This is a genomic window from Vibrio sp. IB15, from assembly GCF_016406055.1.
Classification (GTDB): Bacteria; Pseudomonadota; Gammaproteobacteria; order Enterobacterales; family Vibrionaceae; genus Vibrio; species Vibrio chagasii.
Map to the genome: position 1 here is coordinate 47,901 of NZ_JAEFCE010000003.1, position 19,814 is coordinate 67,714.

At 43.8% G+C, this 19,814-nt stretch carries 16 protein-coding genes; 8 read left to right on the plus strand and 8 right to left on the minus strand.

Translation table 11 applies throughout. The annotated features are described in order from the left end of the window. Window positions 1-5: 5 nt before the first annotated feature. Window positions 6-851: an alpha/beta fold hydrolase gene (locus JC606_RS01690; protein ID WP_198777667.1), complete on the minus strand. Its 846-nt coding sequence runs from the start codon at window positions 849-851 to the stop codon at window positions 6-8. Window positions 852-952: 101 nt separating this feature from the next. On the opposite strand from JC606_RS01690, the gene JC606_RS01695 reads away from it, so the two are divergent. Beyond that, window positions 953-1,840: a LysR family transcriptional regulator gene (locus tag JC606_RS01695; RefSeq protein WP_198777668.1), complete on the plus strand. Its 888-nt coding sequence runs from the start codon at window positions 953-955 to the stop codon at window positions 1,838-1,840. Between the two features lie 5 nt (window positions 1,841-1,845). Here the strand turns inward: JC606_RS01695 and JC606_RS01700 are convergent, their stop codons facing one another. After that, entirely contained in the window at window positions 1,846-2,247 is a 402-nt protein-coding gene (locus JC606_RS01700) for an ACT domain-containing protein (protein WP_198777669.1), read from the minus strand. 477 nt (window positions 2,248-2,724) lie between these two features. On the opposite strand from JC606_RS01700, the gene JC606_RS01705 reads away from it, so the two are divergent. The 5 genes from JC606_RS01705 (at window position 2,725) to JC606_RS01725 (ending at window position 11,044) form a co-directional block, all read left to right on the plus strand. Next, a complete protein-coding gene (locus tag JC606_RS01705; protein ID WP_061031527.1) occupies window positions 2,725-4,317 on the plus strand; it encodes a S8 family peptidase in 1,593 nt (530 codons plus the stop codon). A gap of 469 nt (window positions 4,318-4,786) precedes the next feature. Then, window positions 4,787-5,602 carry a TauD/TfdA dioxygenase family protein gene (locus tag JC606_RS01710; RefSeq protein WP_198777670.1) on the plus strand — a complete coding sequence of 272 codons (816 nt, stop codon included), beginning with the start codon at window positions 4,787-4,789 and terminating at the stop codon, window positions 5,600-5,602. 311 nt (window positions 5,603-5,913) lie between these two features. After that, window positions 5,914-7,692, plus strand: coding sequence for an ABC-F family ATP-binding cassette domain-containing protein (locus tag JC606_RS01715; protein ID WP_198777671.1), 1,779 nt, complete (start codon window positions 5,914-5,916; stop codon window positions 7,690-7,692). 208 nt (window positions 7,693-7,900) lie between these two features. Then, complete coding sequence (locus tag JC606_RS01720) at window positions 7,901-8,764, plus strand: AraC family transcriptional regulator (protein ID WP_102426347.1); 864 nt, start codon at window positions 7,901-7,903, stop codon at window positions 8,762-8,764. Between the two features lie 231 nt (window positions 8,765-8,995). Continuing rightward, the gene (locus JC606_RS01725; RefSeq protein ID WP_198777672.1) at window positions 8,996-11,044 is read left to right on the plus strand and encodes an ATP-binding response regulator; all 2,049 of its coding nucleotides are present in this window, start codon (window positions 8,996-8,998) and stop codon (window positions 11,042-11,044) included. Window positions 11,045-11,196: 152 nt separating this feature from the next. On the opposite strand, the gene cqsA is transcribed toward JC606_RS01725, so the two are convergent. After that, on the minus strand, window positions 11,197-12,378 hold the full coding sequence (cqsA, locus tag JC606_RS01730) for an alpha-hydroxyketone-type quorum-sensing autoinducer synthase (RefSeq protein WP_198777673.1): 1,182 nt from the start codon (window positions 12,376-12,378) through the stop codon (window positions 11,197-11,199). Between the two features lie 244 nt (window positions 12,379-12,622). Next, on the minus strand, window positions 12,623-14,011 hold the full coding sequence (locus JC606_RS01735; RefSeq protein ID WP_137409073.1) for an aminotransferase-like domain-containing protein: 1,389 nt from the start codon (window positions 14,009-14,011) through the stop codon (window positions 12,623-12,625). A gap of 104 nt (window positions 14,012-14,115) precedes the next feature. Here JC606_RS01735 and JC606_RS01740 point away from each other — a divergent pair, with 104 nt between their 5' ends. After that, window positions 14,116-15,030, plus strand: a complete 915-nt coding sequence (locus JC606_RS01740; RefSeq protein ID WP_198777674.1) for an EamA family transporter — start codon at window positions 14,116-14,118, stop codon at window positions 15,028-15,030. A 282-nt stretch (window positions 15,031-15,312) separates the two neighbouring features. Beyond that, on the plus strand, window positions 15,313-16,185 hold the full coding sequence (locus JC606_RS01745) for an aspartoacylase (RefSeq protein ID WP_198777675.1): 873 nt from the start codon (window positions 15,313-15,315) through the stop codon (window positions 16,183-16,185). A gap of 92 nt (window positions 16,186-16,277) precedes the next feature. Here JC606_RS01745 and JC606_RS01750 read toward each other — a convergent pair whose 3' ends face one another. The 4 genes from JC606_RS01750 to JC606_RS01765 form a co-directional block, all read right to left on the minus strand. After that, window positions 16,278-17,288 carry a CobW family GTP-binding protein gene (locus JC606_RS01750; protein WP_198777677.1) on the minus strand — a complete coding sequence of 337 codons (1,011 nt, stop codon included), beginning with the start codon at window positions 17,286-17,288 and terminating at the stop codon, window positions 16,278-16,280. After that, window positions 17,278-17,838: a carbonate dehydratase gene (locus tag JC606_RS01755; protein WP_004741797.1), complete on the minus strand. Its 561-nt coding sequence runs from the start codon at window positions 17,836-17,838 to the stop codon at window positions 17,278-17,280. Before JC606_RS01755 ends, JC606_RS01750 begins: the two co-directional genes overlap by 11 nt. A gap of 36 nt (window positions 17,839-17,874) precedes the next feature. After that, entirely contained in the window at window positions 17,875-19,257 is a 1,383-nt protein-coding gene (locus JC606_RS01760) for a dihydroorotase (protein ID WP_137409066.1), read from the minus strand. 68 nt (window positions 19,258-19,325) lie between these two features. Next, a complete protein-coding gene (locus JC606_RS01765) occupies window positions 19,326-19,799 on the minus strand; it encodes a Fur family transcriptional regulator (protein ID WP_198777679.1) in 474 nt (157 codons plus the stop codon). Window positions 19,800-19,814 lie beyond the last annotated feature (15 nt).

A 19,814-nucleotide genomic window follows, 5' to 3' on the forward strand; every position in this document is an offset into this window, starting at 1 on the left:
CTGAATTAATCGAGTAGATGATGGCACATCAGTTCAATAAAACTGACTGGCGATTCAAGCATTGGGGTATGTGACACGCCTTCAAGCTCAATGAGTTCTAATGATTTAAACGCCCCTCCTAAATCCAGCCAAGTGCTCAAAGGTGCGATACTGAAATCGAGTTCGCCAATAGCAACAATAACTTCTAGCTGATTGACCATAGGCAGAGTCGCTACATCTATACTGTTAAAAATATCCCCCCATAGTGCGTCAAGTACTGTTGTGTTGGTGTGTACTCGTTCCCAAAGGGGAAGTTCATTAAAGCTAGGATCTGCCCAGCGCATAGGGCTTGATCGATTACATAGATGGACAAACTTTTTATGTGGTTCTTTGTTTATGTCGTGTTCGAGCTTTCCAATGTTTTGTTTAAATAGGCGCTTTCGTTCACCTGACGCATGACTTTCCCAGTGTGAAAACTGTTTGGCTTTCATCTCTTCAGATAAGCTTGGTGATGCTCCAAAAATCATAACCTTCTCAATACGAATATTGGAAGAACTGGCGAAGTGAAGCGCCATGTAAGCATGCCCTGAATGACCAAGAACAAAGGCTTTTCGTATATTAAAACTCTCGCAGATAGCTTCAATATCGTCAGAGATAATATCTAAATTAATTGTCTGGTTATCTTTTCCCGTTAAAGCAAACCCACGATGGTCTAGATATAGGCAGGTAAAGTGGTCGTGTAGCGCTTTCGGTATTACTCGCTTGTAGTAATCAACACTACCAATAATCAATAAATTTGGTCCTTCGCCGTGTTGTTCGGCTTTAAGTTGATACCCATCGCGTTTGAAGATTGTCTGGTTTTTAGTTTTCATCACTCTTAACTCACATCGTTTTTTTGAACCTTATCGCGATAGATAATCCTGATAAATAGGCTAATATTAGATTCAGTATTGGTAGTTTTGGGATAATAAGATTGGAAAGGATCGATAACGCTTGGTTAAACTCATTCCTTTGTGTGTATGAACAGAACAGCTTCATCAAGGCTTCGGAGCGCTTGTTAATTCCGAGCTCTACGGTAAGTCGTCATGTTCAACAACTTGAAAATGAGATTGGCAATAAACTGTTTTATCGGACTACCCGCAAGGTTACGCCAACCTCAGCGGGCGAGATTCTGTATAACGAGATAAGAGAGCCGCTTCGTCGCCTGAGTCAGACGTTGCAAAGCCTCACCATTTCAACTGAATCAGTAAAAGGAAGTATTCGCTTAAGCACGCCAGACGTTCCGTTCATTGGCGATGTTCTTGCTGATTTTGTGGTCGACTATCCCAATATATCTCTGTTCTGTGAACACAGTACGTCCATCGAAAGCGCACTCAACAGTGACCCAGATATCGTGATTAGCTTTGAGCGAGGATCGCTGGATGATAGGGATTGGATTTCTCGTCCTTTATGCCAATGGGAGAGTGCTGTTTTGGCTTCTCCAACTTGTTTGGTGGAACACGGTTCTCCAAGTAAAATTGAAGAGTTAAGAGCGTTGCCATGTATCTCTAGCTATAAAGCTTTTGGCGGCAACCCTTGGGTCTTTAGCAGGACAAAAGACGACTCGAAGGGCTTGGATATCAAGTCAAATATTAATGTCGATGGTGGGTTTATCGCGAAAGCCGCTGCGATCCGCGGGCTTGGTTTTGTTGCTTTACCAAGAGAGTTTTGTCGTGAGGAAATAGAGCGGGGCACATTGGTTGAACAGTACTTAGATGACCAATTAGCGCCCCTGACGATATATATTAATTACCGTTCGATGAGTTATCACACACATCTAACTAAGCTGTTAGTCAACTTCATACGTGAACGAGCAAACTGATCGAGTTATTCGGCTTCTGAAAACTCTCTAAGCGCGCTCATTGCGGCTTCAGCTTTGTCTTTCTGAACGAAGATATGGTCATGGTAATAGCCAGCAATCACGTTGGCGCTAATACCGTATGAACCAAGCTTTGTGGCGAAAGCAGCGGTTAACCCAACCGCTTCAAGGCTTGAGTGTACAGACAAAGTAATCAAGCTAAACACACCATCGAAACTTAACTGCGCTTGAGTCGCCACTTCTTCTGTTAGTACTAAAGTTAACCCTTCTTTTTCTCGAAAGGTCGCCATCGGATTGAGGTGGACATAGTCGGCTAATTCTCCCTCTACCGTACAGAAAACATATTTGCCTTCAATGAGTTCTGGTGACATGGACTTTAGCAGAATGTTTAAATCGGTAATGGCGGTCATCGTCTTTTTCCCTGCGTAATCGCGTTTGTTTATGGTGTTGGATAGTGCAGTCAAGATAGAGGTAAGCTGTCGGCGAGTACAATTAATAATATTTATTCACTATAAGCACGACTAATCGCCCGTAATTTTAATTCTGTATTTTTCGGTTTTTGCAGCGTTTTGGTGTGTTATGTGTCAATAGTGAAGATCATTCCGCTTCCATATACCATTTTTAACCAACCATTCGACTTTTGTTAAAATTAGAGCTTTTGATCAAATTATATAAAATGTGATTGCATAAGCTTTTCAAAATAGTTTGCCCCCACTCGAAGTTCCTAGTGAGATGAATATAAATTAATAAGCAATCTCATTCTTATTGTCTTAGGTTGAATTTGTAACACTGTTGCTTCACGTATTGAGCGTATAACGCTAGCTGTCTGCATTTTCGTGTTTGTCGTAGGTAACAACCAACAAACCTAAAATATCAAGGAACAAGCTATGTTAAAGAAAGTATTAAGTTGTTGTATTGCAGCCACATTTGGTATTTATTCTGCATCAAGTTTGGCTCAAGGTTCGGCTTTAAATTCAACTGAAAACTTACAACAACCTATTGCTCCACTGATGTTGGCTTCATCAGATGATGCGATCACTGATCGTTATATTGTTGTATTGAAACAACCGCAGATGCTAATGAATGACGCGGCTGGATTACAGCAGTTCACTCAACAAACGGTAGGCCAGATGGCCAATTCGTTTTCAATCAAAACAGACGATGTTTTTGATAGCTCCATTATTGGCTTTGTGGCAAATCTAGACGCACTTCAATTAAAGCAACTCAGACGTGATTCTCGCGTTGAATATATAGAACAAGACCAAATACTCAGTATCGATCCTGTTGTTTCAAATGAAGCCGTTCAAAGTAACGCGATTTGGGGGCTAGACCGAATAGATCAAAGAAGTCTTCCTTTGGATCGAAACTATAATGCCAATTTTGATGGCTCTGGTGTAACAGCATACGTGATTGATACGGGCGTTAATAATAATCATGAGGAATTCGGCGGGCGCTCGGTTTCTGGCTATGATTTCGTGGATAATGATGCTGATTCGAGTGACTGTAATGGGCATGGTACCCACGTTGCAGGAACGATTGGCGGTAGCCAGTACGGTGTGGCTAAAAATGTCGATATTGTTGGGGTAAGAGTACTTAGCTGTTCGGGCTCAGGAACCACATCTGGCGTAATATCTGGTGTGGACTGGGTTGCTCAAAATGCATCAGGGCCTTCAGTCGCAAATATGAGCTTAGGTGGCGGTCGTTCAACCGCATTGGATAGCGCGGTACAAGGCGCAATTCAATCTGGAGTGAGCTTTATGTTGGCAGCGGGTAACTCAAATGCCGATGCGTGTAATACATCACCAGCTCGTGTACCAAGTGGTGTGACGGTGGGCTCAACAACCAGCTCTGATTCACGTTCAAGTTTCTCGAACTGGGGCAGCTGTGTTGATCTATTCGCACCGGGATCTCAAATTAAGTCTGCTTGGTATGATGGCGGCTATAAAACGATTAGTGGAACTTCCATGGCGACGCCACATGTTGCCGGCGTTGCAGCCTTGTACTTACAGGAAAACAACGGCTTAACACCGCTTCAACTCGCAGGGTTACTGAACTCAAGAGCCTCGGAGAATAAGGTTTCTGACACAAGAGGAACCACCAATAAACTGCTGTATAGTTTGACTGATAGTGGTTGTGAACCGGATTGCGGTGGTCCAACACCTGGACCAGATCCAGATGGAAAACTAGTCTCTGGCGTGCCGGTTAATGGACTGAGTGGCAGTCGAGGACAAAAGGACTACTTCTACATGGACTTGGAACAGGGTCAACAGCTGACAGTGGTCACCATTGGTGGCACAGGCGATGCGGATCTGTATCTACGTTTCGGGGATAAACCAACGCTTAGTACGTGGGACTGCCGACCTTACCGATCGGGCAACAGCGAGACTTGTACGGTGAATGTCACCCAAAGCGGCAGATATCACGTGATGTTGAATGCATACTCGGCGTACAGTGGTTTGACGCTTCAAGCAAACTTTTAAATTTAGGTTTGAACAATGGTTTCAAAAAGTCACTCACTAGTTTAGTCAGTTCAGAAGACTGATAGCCAAAGCCCACCTTGTTGTGGGTTTTGTTTTTGGTTTGTAGGAGGCAACAAAAGGATATGGCGTTGCTTGCTTTGGTTGATAAGCAGGAATTGGCGGTACTTCGACGAACTTTCGGTTACGTCTCAGAAAAGCTCGAAGTTTGTATGCTAGATTTAATAGTGATACACAACTGGAGATATCGATGATCTGGCTTTCGGTGAAAGTACTACAGATTGGACTTGTCTACGGATACAGGAAGTATCAACAAACAAAAAGAGCTCCAGTGTAGGGGCTCTTTTCTTTTGTTTTTCGAATAAACGCGTTTTATGTTGCGTGGTAAGGAAAGAAAAATCGGTTCTGTCCGGTTTAATAACGAGTAGCTAAATGACTTCCCCTTAATACCTCTTAACCGATAAGCGAAAGTATGTTGAAAATTGAACCCATTACACCTCACATTGGCGCTCGTATTCATGGATTAAATCTTTCGGATTGTAGTGAGAGTGAACTCGATGATGTGTACAAAGCACTTGTTACTTATCAAGTCATTTTCTTGGATGAACAAAGCCTCTCGCCTGAACAACACTTAGCACTTGCAAAACGGTTTGGAGATCTCGAACCCGCTCATCCTTTCTTTCCGCGTGTAGAACAAGTTCCGCAAGTCAGTGTGATAGAAACTACTCGAGGTAATGCGCCAATGGAGAGTTATTGGCATACCGACTTAACGTGGCGGGAGCTGCCATCTAAAGCCTCTCTATTACATGCTCAACATGTACCGGATATCGGTGGCGACACGATTTGGTGTTCAATGACCGCAGTGTTTGATTCATTAGATGAAAGCATGAAAGACAAGCTAAGGGGCTTATCGGCAACGCATTCTTTAGTCGCATTTGAGGGTATTGAATCGGACCAAATCGAGCTAGATTGGCATAAGTCGCTGCTGAAAACTGCGCAAGAAAACCCGCCGGTGGTACATCCCTTAGTGCAAGTTCATCCAGAAACGGGCAAAGAGACGTTATATATCAACGAGCAATTTACCCGTTACATCAATGAGCTTGAGCGTGAAGAAAGTGATTCATTACTTAGCCAGTTGTTTGAAATTGCACGACGACCAGAATATCAAGTGCGTTTTAAATGGAACAAGGGCTCAATGGCGATATGGGACAACAGGGTCACTCAGCATTATGCCGTTATTGATTATGGTGATACTCCACGAAAAATGCACCGGGTAACAGTCACCTAATGTTGTAAATCAAACCCAAGACGAAGCGACTAAATATTTTGACTCATCGATTAATGTGATTTACTTTTAGCGCTAATGTTCAACTCAAGACAAATACAAGGAGGATTTTTATGAAAGTGTGTGAATTTAACTTCGCGCATATTTTTTGGTACGACCAAAACTCAAGTTTTAACACTATCGTGCTGCGATAACCAAAACTTGAGCGAAGCATTTCAATATAACCTTCAATAGAGTTTCTTCACTCTAGTTTACTTGGTTGTTGTCAGCGAATGACGACAGCGCTTTGTTGCGCTTGAAACTTGAGTAAACAAATGACTACATTAATATCTACATCATCCATTTCTTACGATCTAACATCATACCGCCTATTTGATGGGCTTTCCTTTACCATTAAAAAAGGCGACCGCATTGGCCTTATCGGCAGTAATGGCTGTGGAAAAAGTACTTTATTACGTCGGTTAAACAAAGATTTACCTGACTTTGTGGGGAATGTTTCCTTTGCTTCGAATGCTGTAGTTGCTTTGATTGAGCAACACCTACCCAAGCGACTGTTGAGCCTCTCAATGCTTGATGCTGTGACCGATAACCTTCCTTTAAACATGCAGCAAACAGAACAATGGCGAGCGCAAATTACTCTTTCTAATTTAGGGTTTGATGAAAGCTATTGGAACCAGCCTGTAGGCACTTTAAGTGGCGGTCAATACGCGCGAGTGTTAGTCGCGAGAGCATTGATTCTTGAGCCAGATGTCCTGTTGCTAGATGAACCAAGTAACCACTTAGATCTACCGACGTTACTTTGGTTAGAGCAGTTTCTGAAAGATTGGAGAGGGACGTTTGTCATGGTTTCGCATGATCAACGATTACTCGACCACGTCACCGATTCTACTTGGGTGTTACGTGACAAAAGGATACTTAGCTTTAGCCAAAAATGCACCGAAGCTAGAAAAGCACTGGAAGATAAAGATCGAACGGATGCTGAAAGGCAACAAGCAGAAAAGAAAGAGATCGACCGCATCGAAAAGAGCGCTCATCGTTTAGCGATTTGGGGGCGTGACTTTGACAATGAAGGTCTGTCACGAAAAGCAAAAAGCATGGAAAAGCGAGCCGAAGGGTTACGCTCGACCATGACTCGTTTAGACTCCGTTGAACCATGGACACTAAGTTTGTCCGGTGAATCCATGAAGGCCAATCGACTACTTGAATTGTCGGAGGTGCCAATTAGTGCCGCTGATGACCAAGCGCCACTGTTTGAAGTGCAGTTCCAACAGATAAAGAGCGGTGACCGTGTTGCTGTGCTAGGCAAAAATGGGGCGGGTAAGTCATCGCTTCTGAAAGTACTATGGGCGAATTATCAGGCGTGTCAACTTGGAGATAATGATTATTTTCACCCCAATGCTGAAGTCGGGTACTACGATCAAAGCTTGCACCAATTACGTGATGACCATTCACTACTGGATTCACTTTACTCATTTTATCCTGTGTCTCAGGAAGCTAGAAAAATGGCTTTGATTAGCGCGGGTTTTTCCTACGAAAGACACGAGCAAAAGATCGCTGAGCTGAGTGGTGGAGAGCGTTCTCGACTGCTGTTCGTTGGGCTATCGCTAGCGAAGTATCACTTCCTGTTGTTGGATGAGCCCACTAACCACCTTGATATTGAAGGCAAAGAAGAGCTGGCGAATTGCTTAACACAATTCGAAGGGGGGCTACTGTTGGTTAGTCATGATCGAGAGTTGATCGAAAAATCATGCAATCGATTCTGGTATATCAATGAAGGTCAACTTGTGGAAATGACTTACTTAGATGCGGTGTATGAGGCGATGTCTGTCAGCCATCAAGGTCATAACGTGGAACCTTGCTCTGCGTCGATTCAGTCTAACTCTAAAGCCTGTGTCGATTCAGGTTCTGAGCTGCTTAAAACAGATGAGCAGCAGTCGCAAAATGATGAAGAGTGCCTTTTAGAAAGGCTATTAGAGCTCGAAGAATTACTCAGTAAGGATCAAGCTCGTAAAGCAAAGCATCAGAAGCCTGATCTGCAAATGAAATGGCAACAAGAAATAGTTCGGATTAATGCGATGTTGGGACTGAACTAGCCCAGTTTGTAATCCAGTAGGCATCACAATGCTCAATATCTATTGTTGAGTAGGATTCGGCTCTTTAGTGCTGCATTGGCTAAAGAGCCTTTTGTTACGACTTAATATAGAATTAAACACAACAGTTAAGTCAGTCTCGCAATCTCAATCAGGCGAGCTTAACGCCTCGTCGGTATTATCTCTCCGAATTCTTTATTGGGTAACAAAAATGAATGTAGCGAAACATCACGAGCGACGAATACGAAATGTGTGTGACTTCATTGATAGACATTTGGATGAGTCATTAACTTTGGATCAGCTGAGCTCAGTGGCGGCGAGTTCAAAGTACCACTTTCACCGGATCTTTAAGTCGTTTATGGGGATTAGCACTATTCAGTATGTGTTGTTTGCTCGGTTAAAGCGCGCTTCTTTTCGTTTAGCTTTTGAGCCCGAGTACAGTGTCACCGATATTGCATTGGAGGCTCACTTTGAGAGTCTTGAAGCATTCTCTCGAGCATTTTCGAGGCACTTTGAGCAGACACCTTCTCAATTTAGAAAACAACCAAACTGGCCATATTGGCGTTCAAAGTATGAGTTTAACTCACCAAAGAGTGGAGAAAAGATAATGGATGTGAAAGTCGTCGATTTTTACGAGACAGAGGTTGCACTGATTGAGCATAAAGGAAGCCCAAAGCTGGTTTACAATACTGCTGCTAAATTTATTGATTGGAGGAAGTCGACGGGTTTTTCTCCGGTAAAAACCAGTGACACATTTGGTGTGGCTTATTCTGACCCTTCAGATACCCCTGAAGATGAATATCGCTTTGATATTTGCGGAAGCCATAACGGGGATGTCCCAGAAAATGTCTTTGGTGTTAAGAGGGGGATCATTCCGGGCGGTCGTTGTGCTGTAGCTGTTCATAAGGGCAACCATGATTTAATCGCTGACACGGTCAGCTACTTATATCGTGAGTGGTTACCTAAGAGTGGCGAATCTTTGAGGGATTTTCCGTGCTTTTTCCAGTACCTTAATCTAGTCCATGAGGTGGATGAATGTGATTTGCTTACTAACATCTACCTGCCGATACGCTAGCTTTATGTGTCACAGATAACAAAAAATGAAATCATATTAGGCCTCGTATTAACGAGGTCTTCATGTATTTGGCAGCAGAGTTGAAACAGATTAAATGCAAAAGCGTGTATATATTTGATTCAAACCTCACTGCTCGGAGGTGATGTGTAATATAATCGTTCGGTTATATAAAAACAAAAACTCAATCATAAAACGAGTAAACGTCCGGGCTTAGAGAATAAAGAATTTCGTATGAACGCTATTCGTAAAGTTTATCAATATGCTGAACCGAATCTAACCCTAGTAGGTTGGATGGGCTTTGTCGGTTTCCCTGTTTACTTTGTTGTGTGGGAGTATCTGTTCCCGCAGCCGTATGAAAATCTGACTCTCCGCCTATTATGCTCGGTGTTGTTCTTCGGCATCATTTTCCGTAAACACGTTCCATTCGAATGGCGAAAGTATCTGCCTGCGTATTATCAAGTCGCGATTACGCTCTGTCTGCCATGTTTCTTCTTTTATATGTTGCTGATGAACAATTGGTCCAATGTTTGGGTCATGTCTTTCATGTCGGCAATATTCCTCCATATTCTTTTGGTTCATGTCACAGGAGTGATGTTTGCACAAACCTTTGCCGGAATAGGGATTGCAACGTTTTGCGCTTGGGTAGCACAAGGCTTCTATCTTGAGATAACCATGAACTGGACGCATGTGCCGATTTTCTTGTTTATCTATCTATTCGGTAACCTGTTCTATTTCCGTAATCAGGTGGAACACGAGAACAAGGTGTCCCTAGCAAAATCTTTTGGTGCCGGTATTGCACACGAAATGAGAAATCCTCTTAGTGGCTTATTAACTTCTATTGATGTTATTCAATCGATACTGCCAAACCCAAAGAGTGGTGACATCAAAGAGCCATATGCACTGAGCGCCGAAGAGTTAAAACAGCTGCGTGACGTGGGTGACGAGGCCATGGAAATCATCCATTCAGGCAACGAGACCATCGATCTATTGTTGACGTCGATTGACGAGAACCGAGTATCTCGTTCAACCTTTAAAAAGCACTCTGCACAAGCAGTGATCGAATATTCAATCGACAGCTTTAACTACAAGCGCGCGTCGGATAAATCAGCCATCTCTTTGGATGTACAAAGCGACTTTGATTTTTTAGGAAGCGACACTTTGTTGAAGTATGTGATGTACAACCTGTTCAAGAATGCGTTCCATCACCGTAGCCCGGAAGACTTTCATATTCATGTCACCATGAGTAGCGATGACGTTAGCAATCAAATTGTGGTGACGGACAACGGGGCTGGCATCTCTAGTGATGCAATACGTCATATTTTCCAAGACTTCTATACGACTGGTAAATCAGGTAATTATGGGTTAGGTCTACCATTCTGTCAGAAGGTGATGCGTTCGTTTGGTGGAGAGATTAGATGCCAATCAGAGCTCGGCCAGTGGACTCAGTTTACGATGACGTTCCCGTCTTTAACGTCAAATTCAGTCAATGAGATTAAGAGTGAATTGAGAAAGTTAAAGTCGGTATTGATGGTGAGTGATCAAACAGTCCTGAATAAGAAAATGACGGAAATGTCTCGATTTATGGGATTTGACCTCACGACTTTGGATGTGGCATCTGCACTTAAAAACAAAGAGTATCAGTTCGAATTTGATTTAGTGTTCGTCGATATGGAGAGTTTGGATTTGAGGGCAAGCAGCCTTGATAAGCTTGAGTCTCTGTTGTCGTTTACAGAAGCGCGAATTGTTTACTTGTATGAGCATCATCCTGTTCACCGAGTTCGTAATGTGTCGTTTGAACCTATTTGGGTGGAGACACAAGTTTGGCTGCTGAACACCAAAGCAACGATTGACCGTTTACTGTTTGACTCGAATTACGTGATGCTTATGTTGGCCGCTAGGCCGATTGAAAATGCAAATAAGCGTACCATTATGGTCGTGGACGATAATGAATCTTTGCGTCGTTTTACGGCAATGTTACTGGAAAAGCAGGGTTTTGATGTCGTACAGAAAGAAGATGGTCAGCAAGCATTGGATGCGCTGGATTCAGACGATGTAGACTTGATCCTGATGGATATCGAAATGCCTATCATGGACGGTGTAGAAGCGTCTCGACTCATTAGAAGTGCGAATAAGCCTTACTCTTCGGTACCGATCATTGCACATACAGGAGACAGCTCGCCAGTCACGCTAGAGAAGATGGAGTCATCAGGAATGTCGGACTTTATTGTGAAACCAGCAGACAAGAACCGATTATTCGACAAGATTGCTCATTGGATATAGTGGTTCTAAACACAAGTGTGTTTGAGGTTTGAAGTAGACCGAGTCAATTTAATGAAGAGCTCAGCGATAGGCTGGGCTCTTTTAGTTTTGCGACATGATAGCGTCCATTCTGTCCTGCCGTTGGGTTGGCTATTAAATTGGTGTGTACAGCGTTATACGAACTCCAGCTCTGGATGATGATATGCCTGGTGACAAACCGTGAGCACATGATCGATATCTCTTGGTGTTATGTCTGCATTCACAGAGAAGCGGATGATGTTTTTGTTCTTGCCAGTCGCTGGGCGACAAAATACCGCACCGAACACATCTCGCTCCTCTAAGAAATCACGCACACGTTCAGTATTTCTCTCGCTACCACACTCTAAAGCGATGATCTGAGATTCACTGCGGATGTTAAAGCCAATCTGTTTAAGTCCCGTAGTGAGTGATTTAGCACGTTCGAATAAGACTTCGCGCTTATCGTCAGAACTTTTAATGACCGCCAAGGTTTTCTCTAAGCGAGCGACTTCTTGTGGCAATACGGTCGAGCTAAAAATCGCAGGATAGGCGACAAAGGGCAGTGTCTCAGACAATTGTTTGGGGCCTAAGATCGCGCCAGCACGGTATGCAAAAGTTTTGGCCAAGCTTACAGTAATGAAATCGACTTGGTTAGTGAGCCCAAGTGCTTCAACGAGGCCAGCACCTTTGGTGCCATGAGTCCCCAGAGAATGCGATTCATCAACCACGAGTGCACAATCAAACTCTTGCGCCATTTCGTAGATGTCGCGGAGTGGGGCAATCGTGCCAATGGTGCTATAGACCGAATCTACAATAATGACGCCAGAGCCATAGCGCTCAAGCTGCTTGCGCATATGGTTCATATTGTTATGCATGAACGGATGCGCGCTCGCACCTGCGGATCGAATACCTTCCCATAAAGACATGTGGGCAAAGAAATCAATATACACAGGAGTTTGTGGTGGGCAGATGGTTTGCAGTAAGCCGATGTTCGCCGCCCAGCCAGACTGAGACAGCAAGCAGCTTTCCATACCTACGTAGCTCGCGAGCTCATTTTCAAAGGCGGGTTTTGAATCCTCGTCTTGTAAGAAAATCGCCGACATGACGATGTTGTCATCATGTTCAGCAATTGCTTGCTGGTGGGCTTGTTGAATCTGTTTGTTGTGCGATAGCGCGAGGTAATCATTGCTTTGCATCACAACTGAATTGCGCCTAGGACGTTTACCCAGAACTAAGTGTGTTTGGCTTTCGTTCTGGGTAATGAGATCTTCAATGTAATGGTTTAAGCGTTCTTTAATAAAGGAAGGTAGTGGTTTATTTTTGGTTTTATCACTCATAATTATTCTCTTCATATACAGGATAACGCCAGCGCTGACGGGTGTATATTGACGACAAAAAATGAGGTGTCATTAGCTAAGTTGCATAAATGGGCACACCCTTGCAAACTCAATATTTATGGGTTTTAAGGTGAGTGGATTTCCTTACGGTAACGAGCTTTAGCCCCGTTAAAATCAGAATAATAAATGCCTTTTTTATAATGAATAACGATGAAAAAACTAAAGCTCAAAGCTTGGGTGGAAGCTATTTGCTGACACATTGTCGGATAAGTTTAATCAAGTCATCTAGCTGTTGTTTGGCCGCTCCCTCTAGTGAATAACCAATGTTGATGCGTAAGCAGTTGCTATAGAGATCAAGAGTACTGAATAGGTGTCCAAGTCGAATATCAATCTTTTTCTCGGTAACGGCTTGAGCAAAAATTGGTTGATTCAGATTTGGAATCTGTAGCCAAAGTACCATGCCACCTTGTGGGTTACTGATCTTTACATCTGGAGGCAGGTGTTGGGTTAAATAGTTGAGGTATCGTTGGCGCAACGATAGGATTTGAGAGCATCTTCTTCGAACGTGTTTTGCGTATTGACCAGATTCAATAAAGTCAGCGACAGCGAGTTGAGTGGGTAGAGCAACGCCGTAGCTTGCAGCAGAAAACTGTGCCTTGTACTCATTGATATACCTTCCCGGTAAGCACCATCCTAAGCGGTAACTCGGTGATAAGCTCTTCGAGACAGAACCACACCATAAAACATAACCACCTTTGTCATAGTATTTGGCAGGCAGTGGAGTGTGCGAAGAATAAGAGAGTTCCAGGTAGACATCATCTTCAATGATTGGAACTTGATACTCATTTGCTAATGCTGCCAATTTCTGCTTTTGGCTAGCAGACATATTGATCCCTTGTGGGTTCATATGCGAGGTACAGAAGATAGCGGCATCGACGCGTTTGCTTTTGAGATGTGTTTCTAACTGTTGTAGGTCTACACCGTCATCTAGAGATGGGATCTCGATGATCTTACGCGACATCTTGCCAAGTAATTCGAGTATTCCGTTGAAACATGGTGAGCTAATGGCAATGGTATCGCCTTCTTTGGTGCATGATTCAAGAGCGGCTTTTATTGCCGACATACAGCCAGCCGTGACCACCAGTTCGCCTGGTGAGAAATGTACATCAAGCTTGGCAAAGTGAGTGGACAATGCTTGTCGTAATATCGGCTCGCCTTGAGTATCAGGGTAATGGTTGAGCCTGTTACCCATGCGTTTTATAGATCGACGGAAACTGCGTTCAAGTTCAACGACCGATTGCTCATCATTGGTGGTGCTAGAGACTCCTAAAGGCCCATTGATTGAGTTGTGAGTCGATGAGGTTTGTCTCACTCTGGAAACTTTACTCTCAAACTGTGCCCATTCAGGTGTTGAGTGAGCTGGCTTATGAGGAGAAACAAAATACCCGGCTTGTGGTCGAGAGTGAATCCAGCCCTGTGACTCTAGCTCTTGGTAGCAACTTACTACGGTCGACATACTGACGGCTTGTTGCTTAGCTAATTGACGAAGCGAAGGCATCCGCCCACCTTCGGGTCTTTTTCCACTTTCAATCTCATTAATAAACTGATTCGCAAGTTTTCGGTAAATGCTCATGGTAACGGTTGTGGTTAACTGTACTGGTTTTTGTTTAAAAAATTGTATCTGTACCCTTTTTGTTGTTCAAGGGATACTTTTTTAAAACAAAAGAGGGGGACAGTATGAAAAGAAATGATTTGTTGTTAGCGGTGTTGGTGATGGCAATTTGGGGATTCAATTTCTCGATGATCAAAATGGGCGTAACCAATGTTCATCCTTTGTTGGCAACGGCCTCGCGTTTCTCGCTAGCCGTGATACCAGTGATATTCTTTGTCGCAAGGCCGAATGTCGCGTGGCGTTATCTCGTCAGTTATGGCTTTGTCTTTGGGGTTGGTATTTGGGGTATGGCATCATGGTCAATCACAGCAGGCCTCTCATCTGGGCTTTCCTCAGTATTGCTTTCAAGCAATGTACTTATTGGAATGGCAGTTGGGGTATGGGTTTTCAAAGAAAGTGCGTCGGTTCGTAAATTAATTGGTGCGATGTTAGCTTTGTGTGCACTTGCGGTCTTAGTCTCGGCGGCGAAAGGGAATGTCACCGTTAATGGCGTTATCTTGATTATGATTGCAGCGTGCAGTTGGACCTTAATGGGCGTGATTGTTAAGGCTTCCAGAACTAAGCAGGCGTTTGCATTTAATGTATGGGGAATGCTGTTTGCACCAGTGCCGTTGGTGTTATTTGCTGTGATGTTACACGGTGATCAAATCATCTGGCAGGGGATTGAACAATGGGACTGGAACACAACGATTGCGGTGCTATTTCAGGCATATCCAACCACGCTATTTGGCTATTGGGTGTGGAACAAGCTGTTAATCCAATATCCATTAAGCACAACCGCACCGTTAACCTTGCTCGTGCCAGTCTTCGCGCTGATCAGCGGATACTTTATGTACGATGAAGTGTTGTCACTCGCTCAAGTGGTTGCATCGGTGTTGTTCTTAATCGGGATTGGTTTGATCGTTAAACCTGCAACAGCGGTGAGTAGCGGTACATCCGGTGACAGAGAAGTGGAAAGAAAACTCGCTAAGCAATCATGATGTCATTTTCATTAACGAAGAGGGGTTTGAAGTAACCTTTATAGCCGTTATACCCCGATGACCATGATGTTGAACTATGAATTAAAGCCTCGCAAGCGCGGGGCTTTCTTATGATGGGATGAGTACATGAAATATGATCATTATCTAGGGTTCTCGATTTTCTTTCTAGTTATCAGGTGTTTTCTTGTTCTCTCTTTTAGAGAATGATTTGTCTTATTGTTATGTTATATTGTAATAATAGGGCAGGGTGACTTGCATCTTCGATACTTGGAAATCAATTACATGGAAAACATCAAACAAGTCCTACTGGTCGCCGGAACTCACGGTAACGAACTCTCTGGAATTTACCTACATAAACTTATTAAAGAGCGCTTGTATGCCGCTGATCGTTCGACATTTTCTACCGATTCAGTTATCGCAAACCCAAAAGCGGTAGATCAGAACGTAAGGTACTTAGACACGGATTTAAATCGTGAGTTTTCTCAGCTCAACAATGACGACACGCCAGGTTTAGCCGAGCATACCGTAGCTCGCCAGTTTGCAGAGCGATACGCAAGCAAAGAGCAGCAACTCATTATCGACCTACACAACACAACCAGCAATATGGGCGCGACACTGATCTTGCTTTCCAACGATGCTTTCTATCAAAAAATGGGCGCGTATGTGAAACAGCGAATGCCGGAAGCGAATATTCTATTTGAAGATAGGAAACCGTGGGATGAGCAGCCTTACCTTTGTACTACAGGGAAGTGCGGTGTAATGATTGAAGTGGGTGCTCAGGCACATGGTTCGCTTAAATTCGACACGCTTAAACTGATGAAGCAGATGCTGACCATGGTGCTTGATTATGTTGAGAAGAATAACCTCAATCAGCTGCAAGCATTAGAAGACTACGATGCGTTTTTCTATGTTGAAGAAGTTAATGTTCCCCTTGGCCCAGACGGCATGCGTGTTGCTACTGTGCACCCAGCGATATGTGGTCGGGATTTCGAGGTCGTTAAGCAAGGGCAGCCGATATTGGCGACGTTCTTTGGATATGATATTTATTGGGAACGTGAACAAGACATATACCCGCACTTTATCAACGAGAGTGCCTACGCTAAAGCCAACATCGCTATGGCACTTGCCGAGAAGCGATTGGTCTCAGTGAACTAGTGTGTTGAACCTATAACGGATTGGTTAAAAAGCCCTATGAATGCAGTAATTCATAGGGCTTTTAGGTTGGGGTAAGGGTTAACCAGGTCTGGCTAAATCTGACACGCCAACAATTGGTTTTCTAGATCATTGTCGATGCTATAACCAATGACTTCTATTCTGGTTTCACTGCACTCATCGAGTTCTGATTCGGTCAAACCATCCTCTGTTAAGTTGTAGCCAAAGATACCATTTGGAGTAATAAACACCGCCTTCATACGTTCAACTTTCAAGCCGACTAGAAAGTGTCGTAAACGCTGGTGGTCAAACAGTTTATCGGCTGCAAATCGCCAGCCAATACTCTCGAAGCCTTCACCTTGGTTACTTGCCTTTATCATACCGCTCTCTGGCATCGGTAATTCTGAAGCGAGTGGCTTGTCTTGTTTATGATGATGGTGGTGATGGTGCCCATGAGCTTGATGATGGTAAAAGCTGGTGTCTCCATCAAACTCATCGAAAGGGATCTTACCGTGATGAGCAAAGATCAGCTTAGTGTCAGGGTGACAAATCTGAGCAACGTACTCGGCAAGTTTTTCGGCATCCCCCTTGTTATAAAGGTCTACTTTATTGCCGACGATCGTATCCGCAATGGTAATTTGTTGGTTGAAAGTATCGTGGTCAGAATAACGAGTATCAGACAGCTTGCGAGCATCTACCAAGGTGATGTTCTTTTGCAGTGATAGCACTTTACGATAATGTTCAGAAGATAATACTTCTAACACTTCTTTCGGGTGGCCAAGGCCAGTAGGCTCAATCAGTAAGCGGTCTGGCTTCGCCTCAGAAAGCAACTGATTGAGTGCTATCTGCATGGGTAATCCCGCGGCACAGCACATGCAGCCACCGGGTACTTCCCGAATAAAAACTTGCTGTTGTTTGGTTTGATTGCCTTCGAATAAGCTTCCATCAACGCCAATTTCACCAAACTCATTCACCAAAATAGCCCAATTCTCATCGGCTGGTTTGTGCTTCATTAAGTTAAGAATCGCAGAGGTTTTTCCTACTCCGAGAAACCCAGTAATAATGTTGGTCGGAATCCCAAGCAAGGGGGATTTATTAGAGTTCATTAGCAATCCTTCTATAGCCTTGAACAAGAGTATGGTTGGCAGAGACAACCGATTCTGAAAACGCCGAGTATTCTGGTGGGACTTTTGAAATGCTGTTTAGGTCAAAGCCTGAACCTATGTTGGTCATCGGTGGTACATGAAAATTCTCAGGAAGGTCGAGTCCGTCCACCACGCAGTTATGACGAATCACGCAACCTTTACCAATGACGGCATTGAAAACGACAGAGTTGAAGCCGATAAAGACATCGTCACTGACTTCACAAGGCCCATGGATAATGGAGCGGTGAGCGATAGAGGAGCGTTCTCCTATGGTTACCGCAGCACCGGCCTTTGAATGGATAACCACACCATCTTGAATATTCGTGTCTCGCTTAATCACGATGGCTTCCATATCGCCGTGTTCATTAACCTCATCGGCACGTATCACGGCATAAGGACCAATGAACACGTTATCTTCAATGATCACCTTGCCACATATAATGGCCGTTGGATCAATGAAAGCGGTTTCCGATACGTTTGGCATATGGCCGTTAGGGTTTCTTCTTAACATATTGATTTCTTTTGATTGGTGGTAATAACTGCTGAGTTAGCGATCGAATGACAGCCTCATTGCTGGAGTGACCATGTCACCCGGTATTTCTTTTGATGTGTCAGCGGTAGGCGTATTTTGGTTATCAGGGGATTCTGGATTGCTATACACCTTGGCACCATTGACCCAGGTGTGCTTGATCTGAGCAGAGAATTCGTGCCCTGCGAAAGGTGACCATCCACATTGATGTAAGCTGTTTTCATTACTAACTAAGGTTGTTGCTAGTGGATCGACTAACACTAAATCGGCGAAGTAGCCCTCACGGATATAGCCGCGTTCCTGTATCGCATAACGAATGGATGGGTTATGTGCTGTTTTCTCTACGACTTGCTCTATGGTCATGGTTCCGGCATGTACGTGGTCAAACAGAGTTAAGAGGGCGTGTTGTACTAGAGGCAAACCGGCAGGCGCTTGCTCATAAGGAACTTGTTTTTCTTGCCATGTGTGTGGCGCGTGATCTGTCGCGATGATGTCGATTTCGCCCGTGTTCAAAGCTTCTAATAGAGCGTCTCTATCACCTGGGGATTTGATAGCAGGGTTGCATTTGATTTGGTTCCCTAATCTTGGGTAATCTTCATTACTGAACCAAAGGTGATGAACACACGCTTCAGCGGTTATGCGCTTACCTTCGATTGGCCCTTTATCAAATAGTGCTAACTCTTTCTCTGTAGTGATATGCAATACATGAAGCTGGCTATTGTGCTTTTTAGCGAGCTCAACGGCATAACAAGAAGAGGCATAGCAGGCTTTGTCATCTCCCAGGATAGGGTGGTCTTCAATCGTTAAGTCTGCTTTATCTTTTCTTAATTGCTCTTGGTTTTTAGCGATCACAGGCCCGCTTTCACAGTGGGTGACAATCAGGACGGGAGAGTCACGGAATATGGCATCGAGTGCTTGAGGATCTTCAACCAACAGGTTACCCGTTGAAGCACCCATAAATACCTTTACACCACAGTGTTTGGTTGGGTCGAGTTTCTTAATTTGGTCTAGATTGTCCTCTGTTGCACCGAGGTAAAAGGAGTAGTTAGCCAGTGAGCTCTGTGCTGCAATATCAAACTTTTTCTCTAAGGCCTCAATATTTGTTGTCGCGGGGGTGACGTTTGGCATTTCCATGTAGCTAGTAATACCGCCGGCGACAGCGGCACGTGATTCTGTCGCGATTGAGCCTTTGTGGGTTAACCCGGGCTCGCGAAAATGGACTTGATCGTCAATCATCCCCGGGATGAGGTAGCAACCTTTTGCTTCAATGACTTCACAATTTGAATTGGGCTGTATATTGCTTGCAACCTTTTCAATTCGTTGGTCGACAATTAATACATCTGTCTCGGTAATGGTACCTTCATTGACCACGTAGGCATTCTTAATGAGCGTTGCAGGCATAGCGTTTCAATCTCTCCTTGTTGATTAGGCTAATACGGTTGGAATCTAGTTATTCGATGTAGGTATTCTTAGCAGGGCATATTTACTTCGGGCTTAGCACACTCATCACAAACACAGCTGATCTCTATCTGAGGGCTTGTGACGGTGAATCCTTGTTGTTTCGCGTGAGATTTAAGATCGCGAATAATAGAAGGGTTGATGGTTTGTTCACTTATCTTGTCGCACTTAGAACAAATCAAAAACTGTGGGATGCCATGTTCGTGCTCGCAAAGGATGTGATCACAAAGTATGTATTTATTTGATACCTTGATCTTGTGTGCTAGGTGATGTTGTTCTAAAAAATCCAAGACTCGGTAGACCGACATCGCTTGAACATGTTGATCAAAATGTTCTTTGCAATAGTCAACTAACTCGTAGGCAGACAGCGCTTTATCGGCATGGGCTAACGCGCGCAGTATCAGCAGCCTTTTGGCGGTAAACTGTTTTCCATTGTCTCTACATCCTTGCTTGACGTGCTTAATGATCGCTTCAATATCTTTCATTTTAAGTACTAAAAT